Origin of the sequence: Aerophototrophica crusticola (assembly GCF_012913305.1) — a bacterium.
Classification (GTDB): Bacteria; Pseudomonadota; Alphaproteobacteria; order Azospirillales; family Azospirillaceae; genus Niveispirillum; species Niveispirillum crusticola.
This window is the reverse complement of the sequence record NZ_CP051775.1, coordinates 3,568,988-3,593,577: the sequence shown is the minus strand read 5'-3', so window position 1 is coordinate 3,593,577 and position 24,590 is coordinate 3,568,988. Positions and strand designations below refer to the sequence as shown.

The 24,590-nt window shown below is 71.5% G+C and carries 27 protein-coding genes and 3 pseudogenes; 9 read left to right on the top strand and 21 right to left on the bottom strand.

The window, feature by feature from the left end; genetic code table 11:
* The first annotated feature begins 49 nt into the window (after positions 1–49).
* The gene (locus HHL28_RS17640) at positions 50–484 is read left to right on the top strand and encodes a YccF domain-containing protein (protein ID WP_075772723.1); all 435 of its coding nucleotides are present in this window, start codon (positions 50–52) and stop codon (positions 482–484) included.
* Between the two features lie 299 nt (positions 485–783).
* Here HHL28_RS17640 and HHL28_RS17635 read toward each other — a convergent pair whose 3' ends face one another.
* Entirely contained in the window at positions 784–1,488 is a 705-nt protein-coding gene (locus HHL28_RS17635) for a tRNA-uridine aminocarboxypropyltransferase (protein WP_075772724.1), read from the bottom strand.
* Between the two features lie 181 nt (positions 1,489–1,669).
* On the opposite strand from HHL28_RS17635, the gene HHL28_RS17630 reads away from it, so the two are divergent.
* On the top strand, positions 1,670–2,371 hold the full coding sequence (locus tag HHL28_RS17630) for a hypothetical protein (protein ID WP_075772725.1): 702 nt from the start codon (positions 1,670–1,672) through the stop codon (positions 2,369–2,371).
* Positions 2,372–2,468: 97 nt separating this feature from the next.
* Here HHL28_RS17630 and HHL28_RS17625 read toward each other — a convergent pair whose 3' ends face one another.
* Both HHL28_RS17625 and HHL28_RS19040 read right to left on the bottom strand, forming a co-directional pair.
* The gene (locus HHL28_RS17625; protein WP_169655597.1) at positions 2,469–4,277 is read right to left on the bottom strand and encodes a putative bifunctional diguanylate cyclase/phosphodiesterase; all 1,809 of its coding nucleotides are present in this window, start codon (positions 4,275–4,277) and stop codon (positions 2,469–2,471) included.
* Between the two features lie 568 nt (positions 4,278–4,845).
* Positions 4,846–5,136: pseudogene (locus HHL28_RS19040) on the bottom strand (hypothetical protein); the annotation flags it as partial.
* A gap of 338 nt (positions 5,137–5,474) precedes the next feature.
* On the opposite strand from HHL28_RS19040, the gene HHL28_RS17615 reads away from it, so the two are divergent.
* From HHL28_RS17615 to HHL28_RS17590, 6 genes are all read left to right on the top strand, one after another.
* On the top strand, positions 5,475–6,290 hold the full coding sequence (locus tag HHL28_RS17615; protein ID WP_169655595.1) for a hypothetical protein: 816 nt from the start codon (positions 5,475–5,477) through the stop codon (positions 6,288–6,290).
* A gap of 91 nt (positions 6,291–6,381) precedes the next feature.
* Entirely contained in the window at positions 6,382–7,563 is a 1,182-nt protein-coding gene (locus tag HHL28_RS17610) for a hypothetical protein (RefSeq protein WP_169655593.1), read from the top strand.
* An 80-nt stretch (positions 7,564–7,643) separates the two neighbouring features.
* Positions 7,644–8,684, top strand: coding sequence for a hypothetical protein (locus tag HHL28_RS17605; RefSeq protein WP_075772517.1), 1,041 nt, complete (start codon positions 7,644–7,646; stop codon positions 8,682–8,684).
* Between the two features lie 186 nt (positions 8,685–8,870).
* Positions 8,871–9,284: an iron response transcriptional regulator IrrA gene (gene irrA / locus HHL28_RS17600; protein WP_075772522.1), complete on the top strand. Its 414-nt coding sequence runs from the start codon at positions 8,871–8,873 to the stop codon at positions 9,282–9,284.
* Positions 9,285–9,393: 109 nt separating this feature from the next.
* Positions 9,394–9,672 carry a ribbon-helix-helix domain-containing protein gene (locus HHL28_RS17595; RefSeq protein ID WP_075772521.1) on the top strand — a complete coding sequence of 93 codons (279 nt, stop codon included), beginning with the start codon at positions 9,394–9,396 and terminating at the stop codon, positions 9,670–9,672.
* Between the two features lie 2 nt (positions 9,673–9,674).
* On the top strand, positions 9,675–9,959 hold the full coding sequence (locus HHL28_RS17590) for a type II toxin-antitoxin system RelE/ParE family toxin (RefSeq protein ID WP_075772516.1): 285 nt from the start codon (positions 9,675–9,677) through the stop codon (positions 9,957–9,959).
* Positions 9,960–9,965: 6 nt separating this feature from the next.
* Here the strand turns inward: HHL28_RS17590 and ptsP are convergent, their stop codons facing one another.
* The 18 genes and pseudogenes from ptsP to HHL28_RS17505 all read right to left on the bottom strand — a co-directional run bounded on the left by ptsP (position 9,966) and on the right by HHL28_RS17505 (position 23,628).
* Positions 9,966–11,777, bottom strand: coding sequence for a phosphoenolpyruvate--protein phosphotransferase (gene ptsP / locus HHL28_RS17585; RefSeq protein ID WP_083699375.1), 1,812 nt, complete (start codon positions 11,775–11,777; stop codon positions 9,966–9,968).
* Between the two features lie 10 nt (positions 11,778–11,787).
* Positions 11,788–12,093 carry an HPr family phosphocarrier protein gene (locus HHL28_RS17580; RefSeq protein WP_075772515.1) on the bottom strand — a complete coding sequence of 102 codons (306 nt, stop codon included), beginning with the start codon at positions 12,091–12,093 and terminating at the stop codon, positions 11,788–11,790.
* 2 nt (positions 12,094–12,095) lie between these two features.
* A complete protein-coding gene (locus HHL28_RS17575) occupies positions 12,096–12,497 on the bottom strand; it encodes a PTS sugar transporter subunit IIA (RefSeq protein WP_075772514.1) in 402 nt (133 codons plus the stop codon).
* On the bottom strand, positions 12,494–13,483 hold the full coding sequence (gene rapZ, locus HHL28_RS17570; protein ID WP_075772513.1) for an RNase adapter RapZ: 990 nt from the start codon (positions 13,481–13,483) through the stop codon (positions 12,494–12,496). The genes HHL28_RS17575 and rapZ overlap by 4 nt, the downstream gene beginning before the upstream one ends.
* A complete protein-coding gene (locus HHL28_RS19035; RefSeq protein ID WP_404326984.1) occupies positions 13,480–13,743 on the bottom strand; it encodes a hypothetical protein in 264 nt (87 codons plus the stop codon). Before HHL28_RS19035 ends, rapZ begins: the two co-directional genes overlap by 4 nt.
* 125 nt (positions 13,744–13,868) lie before the next feature.
* Positions 13,869–13,958 (bottom strand): annotated as a pseudogene (locus tag HHL28_RS19030) (HPr kinase/phosphorylase); the annotation flags it as partial.
* 42 nt (positions 13,959–14,000) lie between these two features.
* Positions 14,001–14,873 (bottom strand): alpha/beta hydrolase family protein, encoded by an 873-nt coding sequence (locus HHL28_RS17560; protein ID WP_075772511.1) that lies wholly within the window; start codon positions 14,871–14,873, stop codon positions 14,001–14,003.
* 74 nt (positions 14,874–14,947) lie between these two features.
* Complete coding sequence (locus HHL28_RS17555) at positions 14,948–15,328, bottom strand: MAPEG family protein (RefSeq protein ID WP_075772510.1); 381 nt, start codon at positions 15,326–15,328, stop codon at positions 14,948–14,950.
* A gap of 66 nt (positions 15,329–15,394) precedes the next feature.
* Complete coding sequence (locus tag HHL28_RS17550; RefSeq protein WP_075772509.1) at positions 15,395–16,714, bottom strand: bifunctional folylpolyglutamate synthase/dihydrofolate synthase; 1,320 nt, start codon at positions 16,712–16,714, stop codon at positions 15,395–15,397.
* 126 nt (positions 16,715–16,840) lie between these two features.
* A complete protein-coding gene (gene accD / locus HHL28_RS17545) occupies positions 16,841–17,785 on the bottom strand; it encodes an acetyl-CoA carboxylase, carboxyltransferase subunit beta (RefSeq protein WP_075772508.1) in 945 nt (314 codons plus the stop codon).
* Positions 17,782–18,255 (bottom strand): hypothetical protein, encoded by a 474-nt coding sequence (locus HHL28_RS17540; protein ID WP_075772507.1) that lies wholly within the window; start codon positions 18,253–18,255, stop codon positions 17,782–17,784. Before HHL28_RS17540 ends, accD begins: the two co-directional genes overlap by 4 nt.
* Positions 18,252–18,698 carry a hypothetical protein gene (locus tag HHL28_RS17535; protein WP_075772506.1) on the bottom strand — a complete coding sequence of 149 codons (447 nt, stop codon included), beginning with the start codon at positions 18,696–18,698 and terminating at the stop codon, positions 18,252–18,254. Before HHL28_RS17535 ends, HHL28_RS17540 begins: the two co-directional genes overlap by 4 nt.
* On the bottom strand, positions 18,664–19,539 hold the full coding sequence (gene trpA, locus HHL28_RS17530; protein ID WP_169655591.1) for a tryptophan synthase subunit alpha: 876 nt from the start codon (positions 19,537–19,539) through the stop codon (positions 18,664–18,666). Before trpA ends, HHL28_RS17535 begins: the two co-directional genes overlap by 35 nt.
* Positions 19,540–19,564: 25 nt before the next feature.
* The gene (gene trpB / locus HHL28_RS17525) at positions 19,565–20,782 is read right to left on the bottom strand and encodes a tryptophan synthase subunit beta (protein ID WP_075772504.1); all 1,218 of its coding nucleotides are present in this window, start codon (positions 20,780–20,782) and stop codon (positions 19,565–19,567) included.
* Positions 20,783–20,990: 208 nt separating this feature from the next.
* Positions 20,991–21,835: pseudogene (mutM, locus tag HHL28_RS17520) on the bottom strand (bifunctional DNA-formamidopyrimidine glycosylase/DNA-(apurinic or apyrimidinic site) lyase).
* 360 nt (positions 21,836–22,195) lie between these two features.
* On the bottom strand, positions 22,196–22,588 hold the full coding sequence (locus HHL28_RS17515) for a MarR family winged helix-turn-helix transcriptional regulator (protein WP_075772502.1): 393 nt from the start codon (positions 22,586–22,588) through the stop codon (positions 22,196–22,198).
* Between the two features lie 371 nt (positions 22,589–22,959).
* Positions 22,960–23,208, bottom strand: a complete 249-nt coding sequence (locus HHL28_RS17510; RefSeq protein WP_075772501.1) for a hypothetical protein — start codon at positions 23,206–23,208, stop codon at positions 22,960–22,962.
* Between the two features lie 90 nt (positions 23,209–23,298).
* Positions 23,299–23,628: a hypothetical protein gene (locus tag HHL28_RS17505; RefSeq protein ID WP_075772500.1), complete on the bottom strand. Its 330-nt coding sequence runs from the start codon at positions 23,626–23,628 to the stop codon at positions 23,299–23,301.
* Positions 23,629–23,743: 115 nt separating this feature from the next.
* On the opposite strand from HHL28_RS17505, the gene HHL28_RS17500 reads away from it, so the two are divergent.
* A complete protein-coding gene (locus HHL28_RS17500; protein WP_075772499.1) occupies positions 23,744–24,445 on the top strand; it encodes a DUF2076 family protein in 702 nt (233 codons plus the stop codon).
* The last annotated feature ends 145 nt before the right edge of the window (positions 24,446–24,590 follow it).

Here is a 24,590-nt window from a genome sequence, read left to right as displayed (position 1 = left end):
CCGATGGCCCAGCCTTGCGGGGTGACCCGAGGCTTATGGGAGCGTGCGGATGCTGGCCCTGCTGTTGAACCTGTTATGGCTGTTCCTGTTCGGCTGGGCAGCGGCGCTGGGCTGGCTGCTGGCGGCCGTGGTCATGGTCATCACCATCGTCGGCATCCCCTGGGCCCGGTCGGCCCTGACCATCGCCCTGTTCACCCTGTGGCCCGTGGGCCGCACCGCCGTGGACCGCACCCTGCTGACGGGGCGGGAGGACATCGGCACCGGGCCCCTGGGCACGGTCGGCAACATCATCTGGTTCGTGCTGGCGGGCTGGTGGCTGGCCCTGCTGCACCTGGTGGTCGGCATCGGATTCTGCCTGACCATCATCGGCATCCCCTTCGGCTTCCAGCACTTCAAGTTCGCCGGCCTGTCCCTGGCCCCCATCGGCAAGGAGATCGTGGACAAGGACATCGCGGAGGACCTGCGCCGGCGTGCGTATGGGTGAGGGGTGCTCCCCCGCCGGGCCGGGTCACCAGACAACACGGACGACACGGACGCCGACTGCGTCGGCAACACGGACAAGCACGAACGGGAGACGATCCCAAAGGTGCTTGGCTGAAGCACTGAGGCTGATGACAAGCAAAACCGCCTCCCTTGCGAAAGCAGGGCAGGCAAGAATTGTGCGACGGCCCGAGCCCGACACTACCGGCAGCTAACCTGCGTCCGTGCTTGTCCGTGTCCGACGAAGTCGGGTCCGTGTCCGACGAAGTCGGGTCCGTGTCGTCCGTGTCAAATGGAACCCGCTCAGTCGTTGGGCACTTCCGCCGCCAGCTTCACCGGCCGCCTCGGCCCGCGGCGTTTCTTCCAGCGGTCCAGCAGGGTGTCGAACGGCTTGGTGAGCTGGGCCTGCAGCTCCGGCCGGTTCTCCAGCTTGGCCAGGGCGAAGGCGCCGGCCTCAAGGGTGGAGACGCTTTCCTTGCGCGGCTCTTTCCGCACGTTGCCGTAGGCGGAGCGGAAGTCCGGGTGGATGACCACGCGGCGCAGCTTCAGCAGCCAGGGATTCCGCCACCACAGGGTCTTGGCCTGGGCCCAGGTGCCGTCGATCAGCACGATGCCTTCCAGGTCGGCCAGCACCAGGTCGTTTTCCGGCAGGATGCCGGACTTGCCCATCACGGCGATGCCGCCGCGAGGCACCTTCGCCACGTCTTCCTTGCTGCCCATGTGCAGCACGCCCCAACGGCGGTTGTCCGCCTGGGGCCGGCCCAGCGCCTTGGCCAGGTTGGGCCAGGACAGGCCCACGCGCAGGACGGCACCTTCCACCTGCCCGGTCAGCAGGCGGGCGGTGCCCAGCTCCACGTCCTGTTCCTGGGGGTGCTGGAGCACCAGCAGGCCCCGGCGGACGCGCAGGGGCACCAGCTCGGCACAGAGGCAGAGGTCGGGGGGCTTGCCGCAGGTGGCGCAGGGCGGCGGCGGCTCGGGCGGGGGCGGGAGGAGGGTGTCGTCTGTCATGGCGGGGGCACCATAGCCTAGGGCAAGCGTCTTGGGCAGGGGCGACCGACCTGCGGACAGCCATGCGAAAGGCCGAGCAGCGTTCGGGCACCGTCCCTTGTTTGGGTGATGTGGCTGGACATCTTACCCCCTGCGTCCATTTGACCATCCGATGGCACCCATTGACACCGGGAGGCCCACCATGTCGCGCATGCCCCTTCGTCGGGAACCGGTCCGCCTTGCCCATGCCCGCGCCGATTATGAACGGGCGGCCGCCATCGCCGACCCGCTGAAGCTGGATGCGGGGCTGCGGCGGGGCAAGGTGCAGGCCATGCGCGCCTATGTCCAGGCGCTGCTGGAAGAGGGCTACCGCGACGATGCCCTGTCCCTGGCGCGGGAGATGGTGGCCCTGGCCGGGCTGTATGAGGATGAGGCCTTCTCCCGGCAGTGCGCGGCGGAATGTTGCCACGCCCTGGCCCGGGCCTATGCCGACCTGGGCACGGGCGAGGGGCTGGAGACGGCCCACCAGCTGGTGGAGACCCTGGCCCATTTCGCCCATGCCTTCCCCGGGCACCGGGAACTGCAGGTCCTGCTGGCCGCCGGCGGGCTGTTGCTGCTGGAAGCCTATGCCGACGGGCGTGACCTGCCCGCGACCCAGGCCCTGCATGGGGCCCTGCGTGACCTGGCGGGGTGGTCCGGGGCGGGCGTCGCCGTGCTGCTTCCCCTGGCCGCCGCCACGGCGCGGTTGCTGCGGCTGGAACTGGCGGTGGGCTGCCACGCCCGCGCCCGCACCCTGCTGCGGGAGGCCGCGGCCCTGCTGGAGCGCCACGCACACCTGCCGGAACTGGGCCGCACCCTGGGCGCCAGCCTGGCCGAGGCGGAGCGGGTGCTGGCGGCGGCGTGACGGCCCATGTGGGGCGCCTGGCCACTGCCTGGAAACAGGCCAGGGCCTTAAACCCCATCGATTGCTGGGGCCTGTGTCCCGTTGCGGGAGACGGCCCTTACCCCCAGGCCTTGCCGTCCCAGGCGGCACCGCCCTGGACCAGCCGGGCGGCGTCGGCCGTTTCAAGCGGGCGGGCGAACAGGTAGCCCTGGCCGCGGCCACAGCCCAGGGCGCGCAGGACCTCCAGGTGGCGACCCGTCTCCACCCCCTCCGCCACCACCCCCAGCCCCATGGTGCGGGCGAGTTGGACGATGGTGCGGACCAGCGCCAGCCCCTTGGCCCCGTCATCCAGGTTGGCGACGAAGCTGCGGTCGATCTTGATGCCGTCGATGGGCAGGCGCTGAAGGTAAGCCAGGGACGAATAGCCGGTGCCGAAATCGTCGATGGCCAAGCCCACCCCCAGGTCCCGCAGATTCTGCAACACCTCGATGGCCGTGCCGGCGTGGGTGACCAGGCCGCTTTCCGTCAGTTCCAGCCGCAGCCAGGACGGGTCCGCCCCGGTGAGGGCCAGCACGCCGGACACCCAACGCACCAGGTCCAGCCGGTCGGGGTCGAGCTGGTAGGGCGACAGGTTGACGGAGACGAACAGCGGCTTGCCCTGCCGGCCCCGATTCCAGCGGACCACTTGGCGGCAGGCCTGGAGCAGAATCTGGTTGCCCAGGGGCACGACCAGCCCGGTTTCCTCCGCCACGGGGATGAAGCTGGTGGGCGGGACGGCCCCCTTCTCCGCGTCCGTCCAACGGGCCAGGGCCTCGAACCCCACGAGCTGGCCGTCCTCCAGGTTCACGATGGGCTGGAAGACGGGGCGGACGGCGTCGCCGAAATAGATGCCGTGGCGCAGCCGGTCGTACAGCTCGTACCGCTCGGTCAGCCGGTCGCGCATGGCGGCGTCGAAGGCGCGGGAGCCGCCGCCGCCGGCCTCCGCCTCCGCGGCCGCGATCTCCGCGTCCCGCAGCAGGCCTGCCGCGTCCCCCTGCCCCGCCGCCGCGGGGACCAGGCCCAGGCTGGCGGTGACATAGATCTCCCGCCCGCCCAGGGGGAAGGGCGCCCGCAGCCCCTCGCGCACGGCCTGGACCAGGGTGTCGGCCCCGCCGCCCGGGCCGGGGCTGGCGCGGTCGCCGGACAGCAGCACGGCGAAGGCGCCGGTATCGACGCGGGCCAGCCGGTCGCCGGGCTGCACGCATCCGGCCAGGCGTTGTCCCACCCCCGCCAGGAGCTGGTCGGCCATCGCCTCGCCCAGCGTGCCCTTCAGGGCGCGGAACCGGTCCAGCCCGACCACCAGCACGGCCGTGGGATGGCCCGCCAGCAGGCTCCGTTGCGCCTCTGCCAGCAGGGCAGCGCGGTTGGGCAGGTCCGTGACCGGGTCGAAGTTGGCCAGCCGGAACAGGGCCTGCTCCGCCTTGGCCCGGTACAGGCCGGCATGGCGCTCCGCCAGCAGCCGGTGCAGGGCGTGGGCCGATTCCAGCTCCGCCTCGCTCCAGGGCTGGCCGCCGCGGCGGACCAGGACGACGGAGCCGCCGGCCGAGACCTCGACCCGCAGGGCGGCCAGGGTGCCGTCGCAGCCCTGGCTGACCCCGTCCCGGTCCTGGGGCCGGGCATGGTCCAGCAGGGGCAGCCAGCGGGTGGCCGGGGCATGAAGCCGTGCCGGTGCAGGCCCCCGTCGATGCTGACCAGCATGCCGTCGGGCTGGAACAGGGCCAGCAACTCCGCCCGCCGGGCGGCCAGCACCCCGGCCAGGTCGTCCGTGCCCCGCAGGTCCGCGGCGATGCGGGCCAGGGCATCGGCGGTTGCGACCCGCCGGGCCGCCTGTTCCCGGTCCTCCAGCGCCGCCACCTGGGCGGCGGCGATCTCCCCCAGGCCCTCGCACAGGGACCGCAGGCTGGGGGCGAGGTGGCGGGGGCGGCCGGACTCGCACCAGACCACCCCCAGAGCTGGCCGTTGCGCATCAGCGACACGGTCAGCACGCAGCGCATGCCCGGCCCCGCATGGCGGGCCAGGGTGGGCGCAGGCTGGCGCAGGGCCGCGCGGGACAGGTCCGTGGGCCGGCCGGTCAGGGGGTTCACCGGCGGTTCCAGGGCCACCGCCGGGGCGGCCAGGTCGACCACCAGCCGCACGCGGTTCAGCTCCAGCAGGATGCGCGTCACCTCCGGGACCGGCTGCCGGGTGCCGGGGGGCGGGGCGCCATGGCCATCGGCGGCCAGCAGCAGGCTGGACCCGTCCGTGATGCGGGCCACCAAGGTGCGGTCGAAGCCGGTCAGCCGCCGCAGGTCACGGGCCAGGGTCCGGGCCAGGGTCACGATGTCGGGGGCGGCCCGGTAACGGCGGATGGCGGCGCCGAAGCCCGCCAGGAAGTCCTGCGCCTCCGCCCCGTCGTCCGCCGGCTCCACCTCCAGCAACAACCCCGCGGCCGTCCAATGGCCGTGCAGGCACAGGGGCCGGTCGCCGCCGGCGCCGCCCCGGAACGGGACGGGGCCGAAGCCGTCGGCGGGTGCCGACTCGGTAGCGCGTTCCAGGGCCGCGGCCCCGGCTTCCCCCAGCACCTCGGCCAGGGGGCGGCCCAGCAGGGCCTGCAAGGGGCGGCCGGCCAAATCCGGCAGGTTGGCGCCGGCCTGGACCAGGCAGCGCGTTTCCGGATGCAGCAGAAGGACCCAGCCATGGGGCTGCACGGCCGAGGCCTGCTGCACGGCGTCCAGATCCCCGGCAAAGGAAAGATGATCGGGCGCCATCCGCCGTGAACCCGCCTGCTCCGTGCCGTCCCCGCGCCACACCCGACGACCTTGCGGCCACAGATGTTAACAAGCCCTTAGCCTTACCCCGTTCGATCGTGCCCGCCAGTTCCACCTGGGCGCGCAGGGCAGGAGCCATCGGCGCAAAGGTCACAAGGGCGGCAGGTTTCGGGCCGGGGTCGAAATTGCATGGTCGCGCCCATGCGTGGTAACGATAGCCGAAAGATGTCTCTCGACTGGGGTAAGGGTATTGATGCAGACGCCGGCGACCACCGCATGCCTTAGGGCTCCGTCCGGCCGGGGCATCCAGCCCGCCCGCCGGGCCGGGTGAGGCCGGCATGTTCGGCAAGCTGTTCAAGCTGATCGGCGGCAACCCACCCCGGGAGGCGCCCCGCGCGCAATCCACGCCCCCCACCCTGCCCGAACCGACACCCACCGGCGGGGAGCCGGCGGGCACGGCCAAGGTCTTTTCCTCCCGCGCGGTGCGGGACGCGGCCGTGGTCACGGCCACCATCGAGGCCATGCGCCGCTTCGCCGACGGGCAGGAGCCGGGGGACGATCTGGCCTTCCGGCTGGAGGGGCTGTCCGCCGACCAGACCAGCTTCCTGCAACTGAGCGCGGAGCCCACGCTGCTGCAACGCTGCCTGGCACGGGCGGAGACGGCGCGCGGGCCGAAGGCGGCCCCGTTGCGCCGGTTGCTGGCGGATCTGGCCGGGCCGGGCCCGACCCTGGCCATGCCCTATCCCGCGGCCCCCCAGCCCCTGCCCCCGATCCCCGCCGCCCCGCCCCGGGCGGAGGCACCGGCCCCGTCGAAGGCCCCGGTCCTGGTGCCCGGCCGGCCCCCGGTGGCCCCGTCGATGGCCCGGCCCGCGGCCCCCGCCCCTGCCCCCCTCACGGCCCCCCTCACGGCCCCCAGGCCGGAGCCGGCGGCAGCGCCCATCGTGCCGCCCCTGGCTTCCCTGGCCGACACCGGGGCCGACCCGGCTGCCGCCCTGGCCGCGGCACCGCCCGTGCCCCCCGTGACCGCCCCGCCCAAGCCGGCGGAGCCGGCGCCCGGACTGCCCCGCCTGGATCGCGGCGCCGCCGAGGCGCGGCGCGCCAGGCTGATGGACAGCCTGTCCGACCACCTTTCCGCCAACGAGGCCGCCCCATGACCACCGCCGACCCCGCGAGCCCGAGGCGGAGACCCTGCCGGCGGAAAAGCGCCAGACGGCCCTGGCCGGCCCCGCCCCCCTGACCGGGGAGGTGCAGGAGACGGTGGACCCCTTCGACTATGCGGAGACCATCGTCCGCGACCTGGCGCTGCATGTGGGCACCCGGCTGCGGGACTTCCGGGCCGACCTGGCGACCATGCACAACGCCGTGGTCCAGTTGCCGGAGACCATGAAGATCAACGCCCTGGGGCAGAGCATCCAGGAGCTGCGGGAGCGGCTGGCCCACCTGACCGGCGTGGTCAGCCAGCAGGTCACCCGCTACCCGGAGGAGCTGGACCGGGTCGCCAAAGGCGTGGGGGAGCTGACCAACCGCGTGGCCGGGCTGGAATCCTGGATCGCCGTGGCGCGCCAGTCGGTGGCCCAGGGCGACATGCCCAACCTGCCGGTGCCCACCGGCGGCTTCGTGGGCAGCGACCAGTTCGACAAGGTCATCGACCAGGTGCATGAGAGCATCCTGCGCGTGGTCTCTGCCGTGCGCGGCATGCAACTGGACATCCGCGACCTGCGCGGCGCCGTCAAGGAGCAGGGCGGCGCCGGTGAGGGCGCCCCGGTGGGCGTCCCGGCGGCCGACGCGGCCCTGGCCGCCCTGGCGCGGCGGGTGGACGCCCTGGAGCAGGCCCCCAAGCCCCTGCCCCCGTCCGCGGCGGGGGAGGCGGCGGCCCTTGCGGGCCTGGTGTTCGGCGCCTGGTCCCGGCTGTCCCAGCCCACGGGCGCGGAGGCCCTGTCCCGGGCGGTGGAGGAGGTGCTGGCCGTGCTGGCCACCCGGCTGGACCATGTGGTCCGGCCGCCGCAGGTGGCGAAGGGGTCCGGCCTGGTGGCGGTGGCCACGGGTGCAGGGCGTACCGGCCCGGTGACCGTGCTGGTGGCGGTGGAGGACCTTTGCGGCCGGAGCTGGGTGCTGGGCCGCGGCGGGGCGGAGCTGCGCAGCGACGACCAGGAGGCCCAGGCTGCCCGCACCCCTTGCTGGCGGGCCCTGCTGGCGGCGGCGGCCCTGGCGGAGCAGGCCCGGCCGGGCGCCACGGTGGTGCCGGTGCTGGTCTATGGCAACGGTGCCGTTGACCTGCTGCCCAGCCTGCGGGAAGTGACCGACTATGCCCAGTCCGTGGGCGCCGGGGCGGCCGCCGGCCGGCTGGTCTCCGTCGCCGTGCCGGGGCTGGAGCTGGTGGGCGCGGTGGTCCCGTCCGAGGTGGGGGCCGCCCTGTCGGGGCTTTGACCCCACACCCATCGGGCAAAACGCCCCCGCCCCACACGGGGACATGGACTCAGGCCCGCCGCGTGCCTAGATTCGGTCGCATGTGGGATGAGGCAACCAACGACGACCCGGCAGCGGAGTGGAGCCCGGTCGCCCTCCGGGGCGGCGCGGCCAGCCTGAAGCTGCCCAGCGGCTGGCGTCGGCTGTCACGGGACGACGGCGGCCTGGCTTTCCAGTCGCCGGGGCCGAACCCGGTGGACCTGCTGGTCTCCATCACCACCTACCGCAATCCCTATGGGGTGAAGGCGGAGGAGGCCATCCAGTACCTGGACCGGGAGAACGTGCTGCCCCACGGCATCGCCCCGTCGGAGGACGCGGAGGATGACCGCCGCTGGATCGCCTATGCCGTGACCCAGCCGCCGGACCGGCAGATCTTCGTCTGGAAGGTGGCCGACTTCCAGCCGCCCGACACGGTGCGGGTGGTGACCGTGCAGCTGCTGGTGCCGGAGACCAGCGCCGCCGCCCCCGACCTGGAGGAGCTGATCGACCGGCTGGGGGAGGAGGCGGCGCGGGTGGAGTTCCATGACCCCACCGCCCCGGTGCCGGTGACCCCCGTGACCATGCGCAACGTGGCGCACGGGGAGAATGTGCGCTTCCGCCTGCCCTGGGACTGGCAGGTGGAGATGGAGGGGGAGCTATCCGTCTTCTTCCGGGAGGAGGCCGACACCGGCACCCTGCGGGTGGCCGTGCACGCCTTCCCCCACACGGCGGAGGGCGGGGAGGCGCTGGCCCAGATGGTGCTGCGCCAAACGGCCGAGCAGTTCGCCGACGGCCCCGACGGCCGCGTGGGCAAGGGCAGCCTTGAGTTCCTGCGCGAGGGGGAGGTGCTGGCCCGCTTCAGCACCGAGGGGGAGGAGGACGGGGAGAAGCTGTACTTCCACCTGTGGCTCCGCGGCTCCGCCGCCGACGGGCAGACGACACTGGCCCTGTTCAGCCTGGCCATGCCCCGGGACCGCGGCGGCAGCGACCTGGAACGCGCCACCCTGGCCATGCTGGAGACCGAGATCCGCAACGCCGCCCTCGGCCCCGGGGCCGAGGAGGTGGAGGACGACGACGAGCCGGACGAGGAAGGCACGGCTTGATGCCGCCGGCCTTTCCCTAGGCACTATGGCCGGCGACCGCGGGCACCTGCCGGCGCCCGGCTTTCGAGGGAATACGAAAGGTTCCGTTATATTAGTGAATTGTTTGTCGACAGGCTCTTGCCAAGGGGCCTGGAACGATTCCAAATAGTCATGTGTCTGCCGGCCCCTCCCGCCCATATCAAGGCCATGAGCACCAGCCCCCGCCCCTTCAAGCCCGTCCTGGACCGCCTGGCCCAGGCCGGCCTGCGCCCTACCCGCCAGCGCCTGGGCCTTGGCCGGCTGCTGTTCGACGGCGGTGACCGCCACGTCACGGCGGAGCAGCTGCACGGGGAGGCGGTGGCGGCCCGGCTGGAGGTGTCCCTGGCCACCGTCTACAACACGCTGAACCAGTTCACCGAGGCGGGCTTGCTGCGCGAGGTTGTGGTGGAGGCGGGCAAGTCCTATTTCGACACCAACACCAACGACCACCACCATTTCTTCTTCGAGGGCGAGGGCCGGCTGCAGGACATCCCCGCCGTGGCCGTCGCCGCCTTGCCGGACGCCCCGCCGGGCACCAAGGTGGCCCGGGTGGACGTGATCATCCGCCTCGCCCAGGACTGAGGCCGGGGGCGGTGGTGGCGGGGCGCCTGGACCGAACCGGCCTATAGGCGGACGGCCCCCGGCTCTGTTAGCATCCCCGGGACCACCGTGAATGGACCAGGGGCCCGCCATGGCTGCGACCCGCCAGATCAACGTCACCTTGCCGACCGACTTGGCCGACCTTTTGGAACAGAAGGTCCGGTCCGGTGGCTACGCGTCCGCGAACGACGTGGTGGTCGAAGGCGTCCGGGCCCTGCTGGAGCAGGAGGACTCCCTGGAGCGCTGGCTGCGGGAGGAAGTGGTCCCGGGCTATGAGGCTTACCGCTCCGACCCCGACAACATCATACCGGCGGATCAGGTCCTGGCCCGGATCAAGGCCCGTCGCGACGCGGGCACTGCCGGCCGGTAGCCGTGCGCGTCGCCTTCACCCCGACGGCCGAGCGGCACCTGGACAACCTGCACCGCTACATCGCGACACGGTCCGGTGAGGCGATAGCGGACGGTTATGTCGGCCGCATCATCGGGTTCTGCCAATCCCTGGCGACCTTTCCGGACAGGGGTATCAGGAGGGATGACATTGTCCCGGGGCTTCGGGTCGTCGGCTTTGAACGCCGAGTCTCGATCTCCTTCACCCTCGAGGGTGACCTGGTCCTGGTCCAGGGCGTGTTTTACGGCGGGCGGCAGGTCAGGGCGTGACCGCCCCTACCCCGCCGCCTCGTTGAAGTCGTCCAGCAAGGCGGCGATGCGGCCGCTGTCGCTCTGTTCCATGATGGTCTCGGCCCGGCGGGTGGCCTCCACCAGGTCCAGGGCGCGGACGCGGCGCTTGACCAGGGGCAGGTTGCCCGGGGCCATGGACAGGTCGCGCACGCCCAGGCCCAGCAGCAGGGCGGCATAGCGGGGGTCGCCCGCCATCTCCCCGCAGATGGAGACGGGGATGCCGCGGCGCGCGGCGGCCTGCACCGTGAACTGCACCAGCCGCAGCACCGCCGGGTGCAGCGGGTCGTAGAGGTGGGCCACCTGCTCGTCACCCCGGTCGATGGCCAGGGTGTACTGGATCAGGTCGTTGGTGCCGATGGCGAAGAAATCGCAGGCATGGGCCAGGCTGTCGGCGGACAGGGCGGCCCCCGGCACCTCGATCATGGCGCCCAGGGGCGGCAGCGGGTCGGCGATGGCGATGCCGCGGCGGGTCAGGCGGCGGGCGACGATGCCCATCATCTCCCGCACGGCCTTCATCTCCGCGATGCTGGAGATCATGGGCACCAGGATGCGGATGGGCCCGTGCGCCCCGGCCCGCAGCATGGCGGCGAGCTGGACCTCCATCAGCTTGGGCTCCTTCAGCCCCAGCCGGATGGCGCGCAGGCCGAGGGCCGGGTTGGCCGGCTCGGCGAAATGCTTGCTCAGCGCCGTGGCCAGCTTCTCCCCGCCGATGTCCATGGTGCGGGCGGTCAGGGGCTTGCCGCCCATCTGCTGGATCAGGTCGCGCAGGATGGCGTACTGCTCCTCCTCCCCCGGCAAATCGTCCCGGTTCATGTAGAGGAACTCGGTCCGCAGCAGGCCCACGCCGGCGGCCCCGGCCTCCAGCGCCGCCTCCAGCTCCCGCGGCAGTTCCAGGTTGGCCTGGAGCGTCACGTTGGTGCCGTCGCGGGTGACGGCGGGCACCCGGCGCAGGGCCTTGAGCTGCTCCCGCTCCGCCCGCCAGGTGTCCAGCCGGTGGCGGTAGGCGGCCAGCACCATGGGGGGCGGGTTCAGGTGGACCCGGCCGGTCAGCCCGTCCACCACCACCATGTCGCCGGGCTGCACGCCCTGGAGCAGCCCCGCGGCCCCCAGCACGGCGGGCAGGCCCAGGGCACGGGCCATGATGGCCGTATGCCCCTCCGCCCCGCCCAGCACGGTGGCGAAGCCGCCGATCAGCCGCGGGTCCATCAGGGCCGTGTCGGCGGGCGACAGCTCCTCCGCCAGGATCACCACCCCCGGCGGCAGGCGGGAGAAGGCCTGGTAGGGCGCGTCCATCAGGTTGCGCACCAGACGCCGCCCCACCTCCCGCACGTCGGTGACGCGGGCGGCCAGATAGGCGTCGTCCATGCCGGCGAAGCTCTGGGCGATGCAGGTGATCTCCGCCTGCACGGCGGCCTCGGCGTTCAGCCGCTCCCCCTGGATGCGCCGCTCCACCCCGCGGATCAGGCGGGAGCCGGAGAGCATGGCCAGGTGCGCCTCCAGCAGGATGTCCACGTCCTCCGCCGCCGATTCCGGCAGGCTGGAAGCCTTGGTCTTCAGCTTGCGGATCTGCCGCCGGGCCTTTTCCACCGCCAGGTGGAAGCGGGCCACCTCCGCGTCCAGGGCGGTGTCGGCCACCGTGTATTCCGGCACCTGCACGGCACCCGCATCCACCACATGGGCAGGGCCGATGGCGATGCCGGGGGAGACGGGCAGGCCGCGCAACACCCGCTCCCGTCCCGGCGCGATCCCGGACGAGGCGGGCGGCGGCGGGGCGGGATCGTGCTCCGAGCGCTCCATGGCCCGACCCCTAGTCTTCCTCGCCGAACTTGCCCTGGACCAGGGCCACCAGGGCCGCCATGACCTCCGTCGCCTGGGGGCCGCTGGCCGTCAGGGTGATGCTGCTGCCGATGCCGGCGGCCAGCATCATCAGGCCCATGATGCTTTCCCCGTTCACGGCGGTTTCCCCGCGGACCACCTCCACCTCCGCCTGGTACTCGCCCACGGTGCGGACGAACTTGGCGGCGGCACGGGCGTGCAGGCCGCGGCGGTTGACGATGGTGACGGTGGCGGTCAGCGGCGCCGCGCCGGCGAGTTCCTGGGTCATGTCCGGCATGCTCAACCGTCCGCCAGCAGGGAGGACGCGATGTTGATGTATTTCCGCCCGGCCTCCTGCGCGGCCAGCACACTGTCCTTCAACGATTCGGTCCGGCGCACCGCCTGGAGCTTGATCAGCATGGGCAGGTTGACGCCGGCGATCACCTCCACCTTCGCCCGGTCCATGATGGAGATGGCCAGGTTCGAGGGCGTGCCGCCGAACATGTCGGTCAGGACCACCACGCCCTTGCCGCTGTCGCATTCGGCGACGCGGGCCAGGATTTCCTCCCGGCGGCGTTCCATGTCGTCCTCCGGGCCGATGCAGACGGCAGCGACCTGCGGCGTCTCCCCCACCACATGCTGGAGGGCGGCGATGAATTCCTCGGCCAGGCGGCCATGGGTGACAAGGACCAAACCGATCATCTGCGTTCCCCAGGCGTCTCCCCGACGAGGCCGCCCCCGGGCGCATCGCCCGGCTGGCCGCCGTCCCGTGCCCCGGCCGGTCGGGCCATCCCTTTCCGGTCGAGTTCACGGTGTGCCTCTACCACCTTGTATCCCCTTTCCGCCAGCCACGTGGCAAGCCCATGCGTGAGGAAAACCGACCGGTGCTTCCCGCCGGTGCAGCCGATGGCGATGGTCAGGTAGTGCTTGCCCTCCCGCACATAGCGGGGCAGCAGGGGGCCGAGCAGGGCGGTCAGCCGCTCGAAGAAGCCGGCATAGTCCGGGTCCTGGCGGATGTAATCCTGCACCGGCCGGTCCAGCCCGGTCAGGGGCCGCAGTTCCGGCACATAGTGCGGGTTCTCCAGGAAGCGCACGTCGAACACCAGGTCCGCCTCACGCGGGACGCCGTGGCGGTAGGAGAAGCTGGTGACGAAGACCTGCAGCCGCGGCGTCACCTCCAGCCCGAACGCCCCGGCCAGGTGCCGCCGGGCGTCATGGATGGACAGGTCCGAGGTGTCCATCACCTCGTCCGCCGTGTCCTTCAGCGGCTGGAGCAGGCTGCGTTCCCGCGCCACCCCGTCCAGCACCGGCCGGTCCAGCCCCAGCGGGTGGGGACGGCGGGTCTCCGTGTAGCGCCGCTGCAGCACCTCGTCGGAGGCATCCATGAACAGCAGGCGCACCTTCAGCTCCGGACGCCCGCGCATCTCCTCGATGGCGGCGGCCAGGGCGGGCGGGTCGAAATCCCGGGTACGGCTGTCGATGCCCACCACCAGGGGCCGGTCATGGGCCTGGGTCAGCAGGGCCCGGAACAGGGAGAGGCGGAGGTTGTCCACCGCCTCGTAGCCCAGATCCTCCAGGGACTTCAGCGCCGTGGACAGGCCGGCCCCGGACAGGCCGGTGACCACCACCACGGGCAGCGGTGCTGCGCCCTGGTCGGTGGGGGTGAGGTCGGTGCCAAGGGGGCTCATGTCGACGGGCTGCCTTGCCGGACGTCCGGCGGCGGGTCCGCCGGGACCCCTGGAATGTGTGCCAGCCGCGCCCCCAGGGCAAGGCGAAGCTTGGCGGGCGCGGACGCCTCGAACGGGGCAAGCCGCAGGGACGGAAGGGAAATTCCCGCCACGTCGGCCGTCGCCGGCCCGGGCAGGCGCTCCACCTCCCCCGGCGGGACCAGGTCCACCACCAGGGCCAAGGGGGCCGCCCCCACCCAGGGCACGGGCAGGATGCCCACCCCCCGCACCTCCAGCAGGCCGGCCAGGGCCGGCGGGCAGGCCCCCAGGGCACGCCGCCCACCAGCTCGATGGCGACGCGGTCGTCCGCCACCAGCAGGGCACCGGCGTCGATCAGGCGCAGGGCGAGGTCGGACTTGCCGCAGCCGGACGGCCCCCGCAACAGGACCCCGGCGCCGGACAGGCTGACACAGGTGGCATGGATGGTCTGGACCATGGCCCGACAGTGGGGACCCGGCCCCCCGCTGTCAACGCGCGGCTACCGGGGTGCCGCCAGCCAGTCCGCCGCGTCCTGCCAAAGGGCGGCGGCGAAGCGGTCACGGAAATAACCGAAATGGCCGATTGCCTTGGCGCCGATGTCGGCCGGGCGCAGATGGCGGTGTGTCTTCGCCGTGCCCCCGTACCAGGACAGCAGCTCCGCCGCCGCCGGCTCGGGGCAATAGAAATCGTCGCTGAAGCTGACCTGCCGGATGGGGAACGACAGGGCCTTGAACCGGTCCCGCAGTTCCGGCAGGTGGCCCAGGATGTAATCGGGGTGGCGGCCCCAGCGGGCCCATTCCCGGGCGATGCCCAGGGGCAGGGGCTCGCTGCCCATGGCATAGCCGGGCAGGTGGCCGTGCAGGCGGGTCAGCACCGGCACCAACCCGTACCAGAAGGCGGCCAGCTTGGCCTTGTCCAGCCCCTTCCAGTGCCGCGGCGCCCCGCTCTGTGAGGCGACGAGGTAGAGCCCGGCCACGGTGTGGGCCGACTCGGCCAGGGGCAGCACCTGCCCGCCGACGCTGTGCGCCACCACCAGCGGCGCCTGTCCCGGCTGCCACTCGGCGACATGGCGCAGGGCCGCGTCCAGGTCCTGGCGGCCCCAATCCTGCATCCGCGCCCGATAGCGCCGGACGGGGCCCTGGAGCGAACCGCCGACGCCGCGATAATCCAGGGTCAGCACGGGATGCCCCAGCCCCGCCAGGAACCGGGCGAATCGGGCGTAGTAGCCCCGCCGGACCGCCGTCGCCGGGGCGATCAGGACCGGTGGGCGCCCCACCCGTGCGGGCGTGAAGCGGGTGGCGGCCAGGGTGCGCCCATCCGCCGTGGCCAGGGTGACATCCTGCTCACCCACCTGTGCCGTGCCACCATCCATGGCCGTTCCTCGCCCGAACGTTCGTGCTTTAATCCAACATTACCCCAGGCCCGGCCGCTTGGCGAGGGGGCGGCTCAGCCGAACAAGACGGGCAGGCAGAAGATGGCGATGGCGACACCCAGGGCGGCGATCCAGACGATGGACCGCACCAGCGCCCAACCGGCGTAGTAGCAGGCGATGTAGAGCAGCCGCAGGGCGACGAAGACCACGGCCAGGCTGTCGATGGCATCGTGCGGCGCGCCATTGACGAAGGCCACCAGCACGGCGACGGCGAACAGGGGGAATGCCTCGAACCCGTTGGCATGGGCTGCCAGGGCGCGGGCCCGGAACCCGCTCTGCCGCGCCGCCCAGTCGCGGGGGGCGGCGTTGTCGTAGCTCTTGGTCGCCTTGGCCGGCGCGGCGGTGAGATAGGGCAGCAGCCCGACGATGAGCACGCACCAGAACGCCAGGATCATCAACGGCCCCCTTTTATCGTTGGGGGTAAGGTAGGGCGGGAGCCGGCGTCCCGCCAGCCCCTGGGCTTACCCGTTGTCCCGCAGCACCGTGCCGGCCAGGTACAGCGATCCGCAGACCAGCACCCGCCCCGGCGCACCGCCTGCGGCCGCGATGGCGGAGACGGCGGCGTCCACGCTTTCAGATGCCGTCGCGGCCTCGAACCCCGCTTCCCTAGCCAGGGTGGCGGCCTGTTCCGCCGGCAGGGCGTTGGCCTCCCCCGGTATGGCGACGGCGCGCAAGGAGCGGGCGAAGGGGGCCAGGGGGCGCAGGAAGTCCAGGGGTTGCTTGCTGCCCAGCATGCCGAAGACTAGGTCCAGGGGCCGCCCGTCCGCCGCCCAGCGGGCGAGCTGCTTGGCCAGCACCTCCCCCGCGCTGTCATTGTGGCCGCCGTCCAGCCACAGCTCCCACCCCGGCGGCAGCGCATCCGCCAGGGGACCGCGGGTCAGGCGCTGGAGCCGCGCCGGCCAGGACACCGACCGCAGGCCGGCGCGGATGGCATCCTCCCCCACCCGCACCGGCAGATGCTCCAGCGCGGCGATGGCAAGGCCGGCATTTGCGAACTGGTGGTCGCCCAGCAGGCCGGGGGCAGGCAGGTCCAGCGAGTGCCCCTGCCCGTCCCAGCGGAAGCCCGTCGGCGTGGGCGTGGCGGTCCAATCCCGGCCATGGGCTTGCAAGGTCACGCCCAGGGCCTCCGCCCGCTCCGCGAAGACACGGGTCACCGCCGGGTCGAACTGGGGGCCGGCCACGGCGGGGGCGCCGGGCTTCAGGATGCCCGCCTTCTCCCAGGCGATCTCGGCGATGGTGTTCCCGAGGAACTGCATGTGGTCCATGCTGATCCGGGTCAGCAGGCTGACGGCGGGCCGCTCGATGACGTTGGTGGCGTCCAACCGCCCGCCCAGCCCCACCTCCAACAGCAGCAGGTCGGCGGGTTCTTCCGCGAAGGCCAGGAAGGCGGCGGCGGTGGTCACCTCGAAGAAGGTGATGGGGTCGTCGCCGTTGGCGGCCTCCACCTCCTCCAGCAGGGCCGCCAGCCGCTCATCGTCCACCAAGCTGCCCGCCAACCGGATGCGCTCGTTGAAGCGCACCAGGTGCGGGCTGGTATAGGCGTGGACCCGGTGGCCCGCCGCCTCCGCCATGGCCCGCAGGAAGGCGACGGTGCTGCCCTTGCCGTTGGTGCCGGCCACGTGGACCACCGGCGGCAGGCGCCGTTCCGGGTTGCCCAGCTTGCCCAACAGCCGCTCCACCCGGCCCAGGGACAGGTCGATCACCTTGGGGTGGAGCAGCCGCATGCGCTCCAGCGCGGCTTCCAGCCGGGCGGAGGCGGGCACGACGCGGGCCTTGATCATTATGCTTGCCCCCTCAGACGCCGGGCGCCGCCGTCCGGCGGCTTGGCTTACGCGCCCCAACCCACGCAAAGGATGGGGGCGCGGGCCGGCGGTCGCCGGCCTGGGTCCCTGGCAGCATCCCGTATCCTATTCGGCCGGGCGGCCAGGCACGACGACGGGGGTGGGGCGCAGGGGCTGGCGGTCGATCACCTCGGTGGAGGGCAGGCGCACCACCTCCGCCCCCGGGCCGGGGCGGCGCAGCAGGTCGATCAGCCGGCCCACCGTTTCCTTCAGCTCCTTCCGGTGCACCACCATGTCCACCATGCCGTGGTCCAGCAGGTACTCGGACCGTTGAAAGCCTTCCGGCAGGGTTTCCCGGATGGTGTTCTCAATCACGCGGGCGCCGGCGAAGCCGATCACGGCCCCCGGCTCGGCCAAGTGGATGTCGCCCAGCATGGCGAAGCTGGCGGTCACCCCGCCGGTGGTGGGGTCGGTCAGCAGCACGAGATAGGGCAGGCCCGCCTCCTTCACCATCTCCACGGCGATGGTGGTGCGGGGCATCTGCATCAGGGACAGGATCGCCTCCTGCATGCGGGCACCGCCGGAGGCCGGGATGGCGATCAGGGGCGCCTGCTGCAACACCGCCAGCTTGGCGGCGGCCAGCAGCCCCTCCCCCACCGCCATGCCCATGGAGCCGCCCATGAAGCCGAAGTCGAAGGCGGCGACCACGGCCTGGTGGCCGTTGATCTTGCCATGGGCCACGACGATGGCGTCCTGCCGGCCGGTCTTGGCCTGCGCTTCCTTCAGCCGGTCCGTGTAGCGCTTCTGGTCGCGGAACTTCAGCGGGTCCACCACGACCTTGGGCAGCTCGATGGTCTGGAACCCTGCGTCGAACAGCATCTTGATGCGGCGCATCGGGTCCAGCCGCATGTGGTGCCCGCAGTGCTGGCAGACATGCAGGTTCTCTTCCAGGTCACGGTGGAAGATCATCGCACCGCAGCCCGGGCACTTGTGCCAGAGGTTGTCCGGCACCTCCTTCTTGGAGACGAGGGCCTGGATCTTGGGCCGGACGAAGTTGGTAAGCCAGTTCATGGGGCACCTTGCAGGCGGGCGGCGATCCCGTCGAGCGTCACCGCCAGTTCCGTCACGTCGATCTCTTCCAGCAAACGGCTGCCATGGGCGATGGCGTTCCGTCGCTGGTACAATTCCTTCACCTTCCCATACAGGGCGTCGCCCTTATCGAGCAAAAGCGCCACCCTGTCCAGGAATGGCATGTTGGTGACCGTCTGCCGGTTCCGGTCGTCCATCACGCCCCAGACCCGCCGGATGGCGGCATCGCCGCTGGTCTTCCCACCCTGAATCGCCCGCTCGACCAGTTCGTTCACCAGGGCCTCGAACTGGGCAAAGTACAGGATGGCGTACGCCGCGTTGTTGGCGTTGACCCGGTCGTAGGGCCGATGAGACATGCCCGGCGGCCCGAACAGCATGTCATCCAGGGCGACCTGCTCCAAATGGTCGTGGGTTTCCTCGTAAGTTTGCTTCACCAAGGCGGCGAACTTCACGACGCACCCAGGATATCGGCGAAGACCTCCCGCGTCAGCGGCGTGCGCGTCGTCAGGCTGTCCCGGAGGTAGACCCGCCAGTCGGGCGCGTCATCGCTGCCGGCATCAACGATCCTGCCCGCCCGCTTCGACCCGACCACCGAGACCATGCTGTTGGCATAAAGGGTGTAAAGCGAGCGTGGCACGATGCGGATAACGTGACCGCCCGGTGTCGTGACGGTCAGGATGGGCAAGCGCTGCGTCGGCACGCCCACCTCCCGCATCAGCGGCTCCGACATGGGGATGGTGGTGTCCCGGTCGGCCACGAAGCCTTCCGGCATCCAGGATTCCATGCGGTCGAACAGGTCGGCCACGCGCTGCTTCCAGCGTTCCACGCGGGCGGCCACCTGCTCCCGCGACGGAAGCTCGTCATGAAACCCACTGTCGTCGTAGAGGTACGCCATCCCTACCCCGCGCCTGTCGCACCCCGTCGGCCAGGGCGCGGACATAGGATAACACGCTGGGGACCAGGGCGGCAGTGGGGCGGCCTGATGCGTCCAGGTTCTGCTCCACATGGCGGACGATGGCGCTGCCCACCACGGCGGCATCGGCGATGCGGGACACGGCGGCGGCCTGCTCAGGCGTGTTGATGCCGAAGCCCACGGCCACGGGCAGGTCGGTGTGGCGGCGCAGCCGGTCCACGGCGGCCTGAATCGCCTCCGCCGTGGCGCTGCCGGCCCCGGTGATGCCGGTGATGGAGACGTAGTAGACGAAGCCCGAGGTGTTGGCGAGCACGGCCGGCAGCCGCTTGTCGTCGGTGGTCGGCGTCGTCAGGCGGATGAAGTTGACGCCCGCGGCCAGGGCCGGCAGGCACAGCTCCTGGTCTTCCTCCGGCGGCAGGTCCACGACGATCAGCCCGTCCACCCCGGCCTCCCGCGCGTCGGTCAGGAAGCGCTCCACCCCATAGCTGTAGATGGGGTTGTAATAGCCCATGAGGACCAGCGGCGTGGCCTGGTCGCCCGCCCGGAAGGCACGCACCAGCTCCAGCGTCCGGGTCATCCGCGCACCCGATCCCAAGGCCCGCAGCCCGGCGGCCTGGATGGCGGGGCCGTCGGCCATGGGGTCGGTGAAGGGCATGCCCAGCTCCACCAGGTCCGCGCCCGCGCCGGGCAGGCCCTTCAGGATGGCGAGGGCGGTGTTGTGGTCCGGGTCCCCGGCCATGACGAAGGTGACGAGGCCGGCCCGGCCCTCCGCCTTCAGGGCGGCGAAGCGGGCGGCGATGCGGCCGGAATCCTGGGTGCTCATGGTCTTCTTCTTTCCTTCCGGCCGGTCACATCTGCACGCCCAGGTGCTTCGCCACGGTGAAGATGTCCTTGTCACCCCGGCCGCACAGATTCATCACCACCAGCGTGTCCTTCGGCAGGGTCGGCGCCACCTTGCGCACCGCGGCCAAGGCGTGGCTGGGCTCCAGCGCCGGCAGGATGCCCTCCGTCCGGGCGCAGAGTTGGAAGGCCTCCAGCGCCTCCTTGTCCGTGGCGCTGGTGTATTCCACCCGGCCCACATCCTTCAGCCAGGCATGCTCCGGCCCGATGCCGGGATAGTCCAGGCCGGCGGAGATGCTGTGCCCCTCAATGATCTGGCCGTCATCGTCCTGCAGCAGGTAGGTGCGGTTGCCGTGCAGCACGCCCGGGCGGCCACCGGTCAGGCTGGCGGCGTGGCCATTGGGCACGTCCAGCCCGTGGCCGCCCGCCTCCACCGCCAGCATCTTCACCGTGGGGTCGTCCAGGAAGGGGTGGAACAGGCCCATGGCGTTGGACCCCCCGCCGATGGCCGCCACCAGCAGGTCCGGCAGGCGGCCCTCCGCCTCCTGCATCTGCTGGCGCACCTCCTCCCCGATCACGCATTGGAAGTCGCGCACCAGGGTGGGATAGGGGTGCGGGCCGGCGACGGTGCCGATGATGTAGAAGGTGTCCTCCACGTTGGTCACCCAGTCGCGGAGCGCCTCGTTCATGGCGTCCTTCAGGGTGCGGGAGCCGGACTTGGCGGGCTTCACCTCCGCCCCCAGCAGCTTCATGCGGAAGACGTTCGGGGCTTGGCGCTCGATGTCCACCTCGCCCATGTAGATGGTGCAGGGCAGGCCGAACAGGGCGGCCACGGTGGCGGTGGCGACGCCGTGCTGGCCGGCCCCCGTCTCCGCGATGATGCGCTTCTTGCCCATCCGCTTGGCCAGCAGGATCTGGCCCATGCAGTTGTTGATCTTGTGGGCGCCGGTGTGGTTCAGCTCGTCCCGCTTGAAATAGATCTTGGCCCCGCCCAGCTCCGCCGTCAGCCGCTCCGCCAGGTACAGCGGGCTGGGCCGGCCCACATAGTGGGTCAGGTAGTGGCGCAGCTCCGCGTGGAACTCCGGGTCCGCCTTGGCGGCATCGTACGCCTCCTCCAGCTCCAGGATCAGCGGCATCAGCGTCTCGGCCACGTAGCGGCCGCCGAACATGCCGAAATGCCCGTGCTCGTCGGGGCCGCCGCGGAAGGTGTTGAGGGCCTGGGTCATGGGGAAACGCCCGTGCTGTCACCGGAAAAGGGACAGGGACACTAGACCGCTGGCCGGCCGATTCCAAGGGCATAGGGGTCGCGGCTGGCGGGAGGCTGGGGTGTGGGATGGGGATTTGCCCCGGGGCCCCGCGCGGCCAGGCGTGATTTGGGGCAGGCTTCAACACCCCGGGACTTGTGGTACCCACGCAGCCTCCGGGGCGGTCCCCCTACTCCTGTTTCCGCGGGCAGTAGAAAGTGGAGCGGCCGGACTGGACGATGCGCTGGATGCCGCCGGTGCGAGACAGGTCGCAGTCGCAGCCCTCGCAGGGCTGGCCCTCGCGGCCATAGACCTTGAAGCTGTGCTGGAAGTAGCCGAGCTCCCCGTCCGACTGGACATAGTCGCGCAAGGAGCTGCCGCCCGCGGCGATGGCCTCCGCCAGCACCTCCCGGATCACGGGGACCAGCCGCTCTGCCCGCTTGCCGGCCACCGTGTCGGCCAAGCGGGTGGGGGAGATGCCGGCGCGGAACAGGGCCTCGCAGACATAGATGTTGCCCAGGCCCGCCACCACCCGCTGGTCCAGCAGGGCGGCCTTGATGGGGGTCTGCTTGCCCTTCAGCGCCTCGGTCAGGACGGCGGCGTTGAAGCCGTTGCCCAGCGGCTCCGGGCCCAGGCAAGACAGCATGGGGTGGGACTCGATCCCGGCCTCCGGGAACAGATCCATGAAGCCGAAACGGCGGACGTCGTTGTAGGTGACGGTCCAGCCGTCATCCGTTTCGAACACCAGATGGTCGTGGGGTGCCCGGGCGGCGGGGGGCGGGCCCTCGCGCAGGACCATGCTGCCGGACATGCCCAGGTGGGTCATCCAGACCGTGCCGTCGTCCAGGCGGGCCAGGATGTACTTGGCCCGCCGGCCCAGGGACAGCACCCGCCGCCCCGCCAGCCGTGCGGCGAAGTCCGGCGGCAGGGGAAGCGCAAATCCGGCCGGTACTGGTGCACCCGCGCCAACACCCTCCCCTCCAGCCGCATGGCCAGGCCGCGGCGGACAGTCTCAACCTCAGGAAGCTCGGGCATGGGGGATCGTCGGGGTGGTCGGGCGGGAGGCCAGGATATAGCCGGTCAGGCCCGCTTCTCACAGGGGTTGCCGTGGCAGGATGGCGAATGGGGCTGCCTGGGGTGGCCTGTTTGGGGAAAACGGAATTCAACGGATCAGAACGGATGAAAACGGATGGCGTGGTGACGGGCCTTGCGGTCGGGATGACTTCCGGGCTCGGGTTTGGCTGTCGCGCCGAAGGCGCGGTCATTCCACTCTTTATGAAGGCATCGGGGCGAACCGCACGATGGCCCTTCCGTTCAACTCCGTTGTGATCCGTTCAAATCCGTTTTCCCAACACACGCCCCCGCCACACCACCGCGACAGGGGCGCACCTTCCCTCACGCCGTCCGGCGCAGCGGCGCCTGGGATTCCGGCGGGGCCAGCAGGTCGGTCAGGCGGCGGGCCAGGTCGCGGCCCTGGGGCGTCAAGGTGATGACCTTGCGCCGGCGCTCACGGGGGTCTTCCTCGGCTTGGACGAGGTCGTGGCCGGCCTTGCCGAAGCTGTGCCACTTCGACAGGGCCGCCACGTTCCGTGAGGCGGAAGACTGTGCGATCCCGAGACGTTCGGACAGGTCCCGGATCGACAGCCCCTCGTTCTGCGCGATCGTCAGGAACGACAGCGCGTACTGGATGGGCAGGTCCGGGTCGAGGGCGCGGAACGCCTCCACGACACGGACGATCGGGTCAAGTCCCTCAGGTCGCCAAGCTGCGTCCGTCGGATGTGCGGCCATCAAAAGTGGGTCCCCTTACGGCCGGCCGCCAACGGGCCGGCGTGTAAATAAGGTGGACGCGGCCGAGCCAGACAAGGGTCTCCCCATTTTCCCGGCGGACATGGATGCCGCGCGGGGTCTCGGCCCAACGCGCGATCTCAACGTAGAGCTTGGGCCCCTTGCCCAAGGACAACAACAGGCACATGGCTTCCCTCTTGTGTTCGAAAGACGTCGCTCGCTTCGGTGAGAAGCGCCTGGGCGGTGCGGGTCAGCCCGCAGCGGCGCAGGCCGTTGCTGGCGGCAAGGGACGGTCCAAACTTAATGGTCATGGGATTCTGCCTCCGAAAAGGGGGTTGAAGGGAAAGGGTGGACGCGGGGCCCGCGAACGGACCTCACGCCACCTTGTCGCCGATACGCGGGAACATTGCAACGGGTGATCTGTCCCGCCACTCCGTCAATTCCGCAGCCGGATGAATGCGGAACGAAAAAAGCCGGCCGGGGTTCCGCGGCTCCACCTCCCGCTGGCGGGGGGTCAGGCCATCGGCCAGGATGTCCCGCCGGATGCTGGCGGGCAGGTCTTCCAACCCCGGTGAACGCGGGGTGAGCAGGGTGGCAAGCCACCCGAACAGGGGCGTGGTCATGGCAGCGACTCCGGATGGTTTGGCGCGGGCTTGACGACCCGTGCAGATGCGCAAACCATCCGTCATCGGATATGTTCCGTCAAGGGCTGATCAACGACCCTCCGCCTTGCAGATCGCCTGCGACAGGGCGACGGCCTGGGCGGGGGTGAGCCAAGGGAAGTTGCGGGCTAGGTAGTCCGGGCGGTCCAGGTAGGACATCACATAGATCAGGTCCCGGTCCATGTCGTCCGCGTTCCGGCGGTCCAGCTCCGGCTGGAGCCCGGCCTGGGCGAAGACGTCATCCCGCTTGGCCACGGTGGGCAGCAGGTCCCCGAAGCTTTTCCGGTCCGACCCCGGGGGCGGCTTGCAGGGCAGGTCCCCCGCCGCCGCGGGCGGGGTGAGCAGGGCCAGCAGGGCGAGGGCGGCGAGGAAGCGGGCCATGGGGCACCCCTTTCGATAGGAACCCCCAACCTGTGCTCCGTTTTCGGCAGGATCAAGGCCGAACCCCACCCCGCCCCGCCCGTTGAGGGGGGAATGCCCATGCCTGGAGGCTGCCATGACCCCCGATGAACGTCGCCTGCTGACCGACCTGCTGGACCGGCTGCGCCGCGCGCCGATGCAGCAGCATGATGACGAGGCCGACGACCTGATCATCCGCGCCATGCGGGAGCGGCCCGACCTGCCCTACCTGATGGCCCAGACCATCCTGATGCAGGACTTCGCCCTGAAGGACGCCCAGGCCCGCATCACCACGCTGGAGCGGCAGGGTGCCGGACAGCCGGCCCCGTCCGGCGGCGGCAGCTTCCTGGGCGGCCTGCTGAACCGCGGGCAGCCGCACCATGCCAGGGGCCCGTGGGGCGGGCAGCCCCAGGCCGGCTATGGCGGGGGCTATGGCGGCATGCCCCAGCCGGGCGGGCCGTGGGGGGCGTCGGGGGGCGGCTACCTGCCGGGCTATGGCGGGGGTGGGGGCGGCTTCATGCGCTCCGCCGCGGCCACGGCGGCGGGGGTGGTGGGCGGCGCCCTGCTGCTGAACAGCCTGGGCAACATGTTCGGGCCGGACGTGGTGGTGCATGAGCATCCGGGCGACGGCGGCCTGGGAGAGACCGGGGCCGGCCCCGCCGCGGCCGACGCGGGTGATGCGGGCGGCGACGTGCAGCCCGCCGACTACCAGGACCCCGGCGGGGACTTCGGCACCGACGCCGACTATGCCGGCGACCTGGGCGGGGACTTTGGCGGCGGCGGGGGCGAGTGGGTGTGAGGCGCCGCTTCGTAGGTTGGATTATACCAAGCGCATGAGTTTTTGACTCATGCGCTTGGAGGCCGGCGACCGCCGGCCCGCGGGCCCATGCCCGCGTGAGCCAAGCCGCCGGATGGCGGCGCCCGGCGCTTGAGGGGCCGTTGAT

What these genes read in the sequence shown, in the direction of transcription:
- HHL28_RS17640 (WP_075772723.1), top strand. Translation starts at nt 50, where the DNA reads ATGCTGGCCCTGCTGTTGAACCTGTTATGGCTGTTCCTGTTCGGCTGG.
- HHL28_RS17635 (WP_075772724.1), bottom strand. Translation starts at nt 1,488, where the DNA reads ATGACAGACGACACCCTCCTCCCGCCCCCGCCCGAGCCGCCGCCGCCC.
- HHL28_RS17630 (WP_075772725.1), top strand. Translation starts at nt 1,670, where the DNA reads ATGTCGCGCATGCCCCTTCGTCGGGAACCGGTCCGCCTTGCCCATGCC.
- HHL28_RS17615 (WP_169655595.1), top strand. Translation starts at nt 5,475, where the DNA reads ATGTTCGGCAAGCTGTTCAAGCTGATCGGCGGCAACCCACCCCGGGAG.
- HHL28_RS17605 (WP_075772517.1), top strand. Translation starts at nt 7,644, where the DNA reads ATGTGGGATGAGGCAACCAACGACGACCCGGCAGCGGAGTGGAGCCCG.
- irrA (WP_075772522.1), top strand. Translation starts at nt 8,871, where the DNA reads ATGAGCACCAGCCCCCGCCCCTTCAAGCCCGTCCTGGACCGCCTGGCC.
- HHL28_RS17595 (WP_075772521.1), top strand. Translation starts at nt 9,394, where the DNA reads ATGGCTGCGACCCGCCAGATCAACGTCACCTTGCCGACCGACTTGGCC.
- ptsP (WP_083699375.1), bottom strand. Translation starts at nt 11,777, where the DNA reads ATGGAGCGCTCGGAGCACGATCCCGCCCCGCCGCCGCCCGCCTCGTCC.
- HHL28_RS17580 (WP_075772515.1), bottom strand. Translation starts at nt 12,093, where the DNA reads ATGCCGGACATGACCCAGGAACTCGCCGGCGCGGCGCCGCTGACCGCC.
- HHL28_RS17575 (WP_075772514.1), bottom strand. Translation starts at nt 12,497, where the DNA reads ATGATCGGTTTGGTCCTTGTCACCCATGGCCGCCTGGCCGAGGAATTC.
- rapZ (WP_075772513.1), bottom strand. Translation starts at nt 13,483, where the DNA reads ATGAGCCCCCTTGGCACCGACCTCACCCCCACCGACCAGGGCGCAGCA.
- HHL28_RS17560 (WP_075772511.1), bottom strand. Translation starts at nt 14,873, where the DNA reads ATGGATGGTGGCACGGCACAGGTGGGTGAGCAGGATGTCACCCTGGCC.
- HHL28_RS17555 (WP_075772510.1), bottom strand. Translation starts at nt 15,328, where the DNA reads ATGATCCTGGCGTTCTGGTGCGTGCTCATCGTCGGGCTGCTGCCCTAT.
- HHL28_RS17550 (WP_075772509.1), bottom strand. Translation starts at nt 16,714, where the DNA reads ATGATCAAGGCCCGCGTCGTGCCCGCCTCCGCCCGGCTGGAAGCCGCG.
- accD (WP_075772508.1), bottom strand. Translation starts at nt 17,785, where the DNA reads ATGAACTGGCTTACCAACTTCGTCCGGCCCAAGATCCAGGCCCTCGTC.
- HHL28_RS17535 (WP_075772506.1), bottom strand. Translation starts at nt 18,698, where the DNA reads ATGGCGTACCTCTACGACGACAGTGGGTTTCATGACGAGCTTCCGTCG.
- trpA (WP_169655591.1), bottom strand. Translation starts at nt 19,539, where the DNA reads ATGAGCACCCAGGATTCCGGCCGCATCGCCGCCCGCTTCGCCGCCCTG.
- trpB (WP_075772504.1), bottom strand. Translation starts at nt 20,782, where the DNA reads ATGACCCAGGCCCTCAACACCTTCCGCGGCGGCCCCGACGAGCACGGG.
- HHL28_RS17515 (WP_075772502.1), bottom strand. Translation starts at nt 22,588, where the DNA reads ATGGCCGCACATCCGACGGACGCAGCTTGGCGACCTGAGGGACTTGAC.
- HHL28_RS17510 (WP_075772501.1), bottom strand. Translation starts at nt 23,208, where the DNA reads ATGACCACGCCCCTGTTCGGGTGGCTTGCCACCCTGCTCACCCCGCGT.
- HHL28_RS17505 (WP_075772500.1), bottom strand. Translation starts at nt 23,628, where the DNA reads ATGGCCCGCTTCCTCGCCGCCCTCGCCCTGCTGGCCCTGCTCACCCCG.
- HHL28_RS17500 (WP_075772499.1), top strand. Translation starts at nt 23,744, where the DNA reads ATGACCCCCGATGAACGTCGCCTGCTGACCGACCTGCTGGACCGGCTG.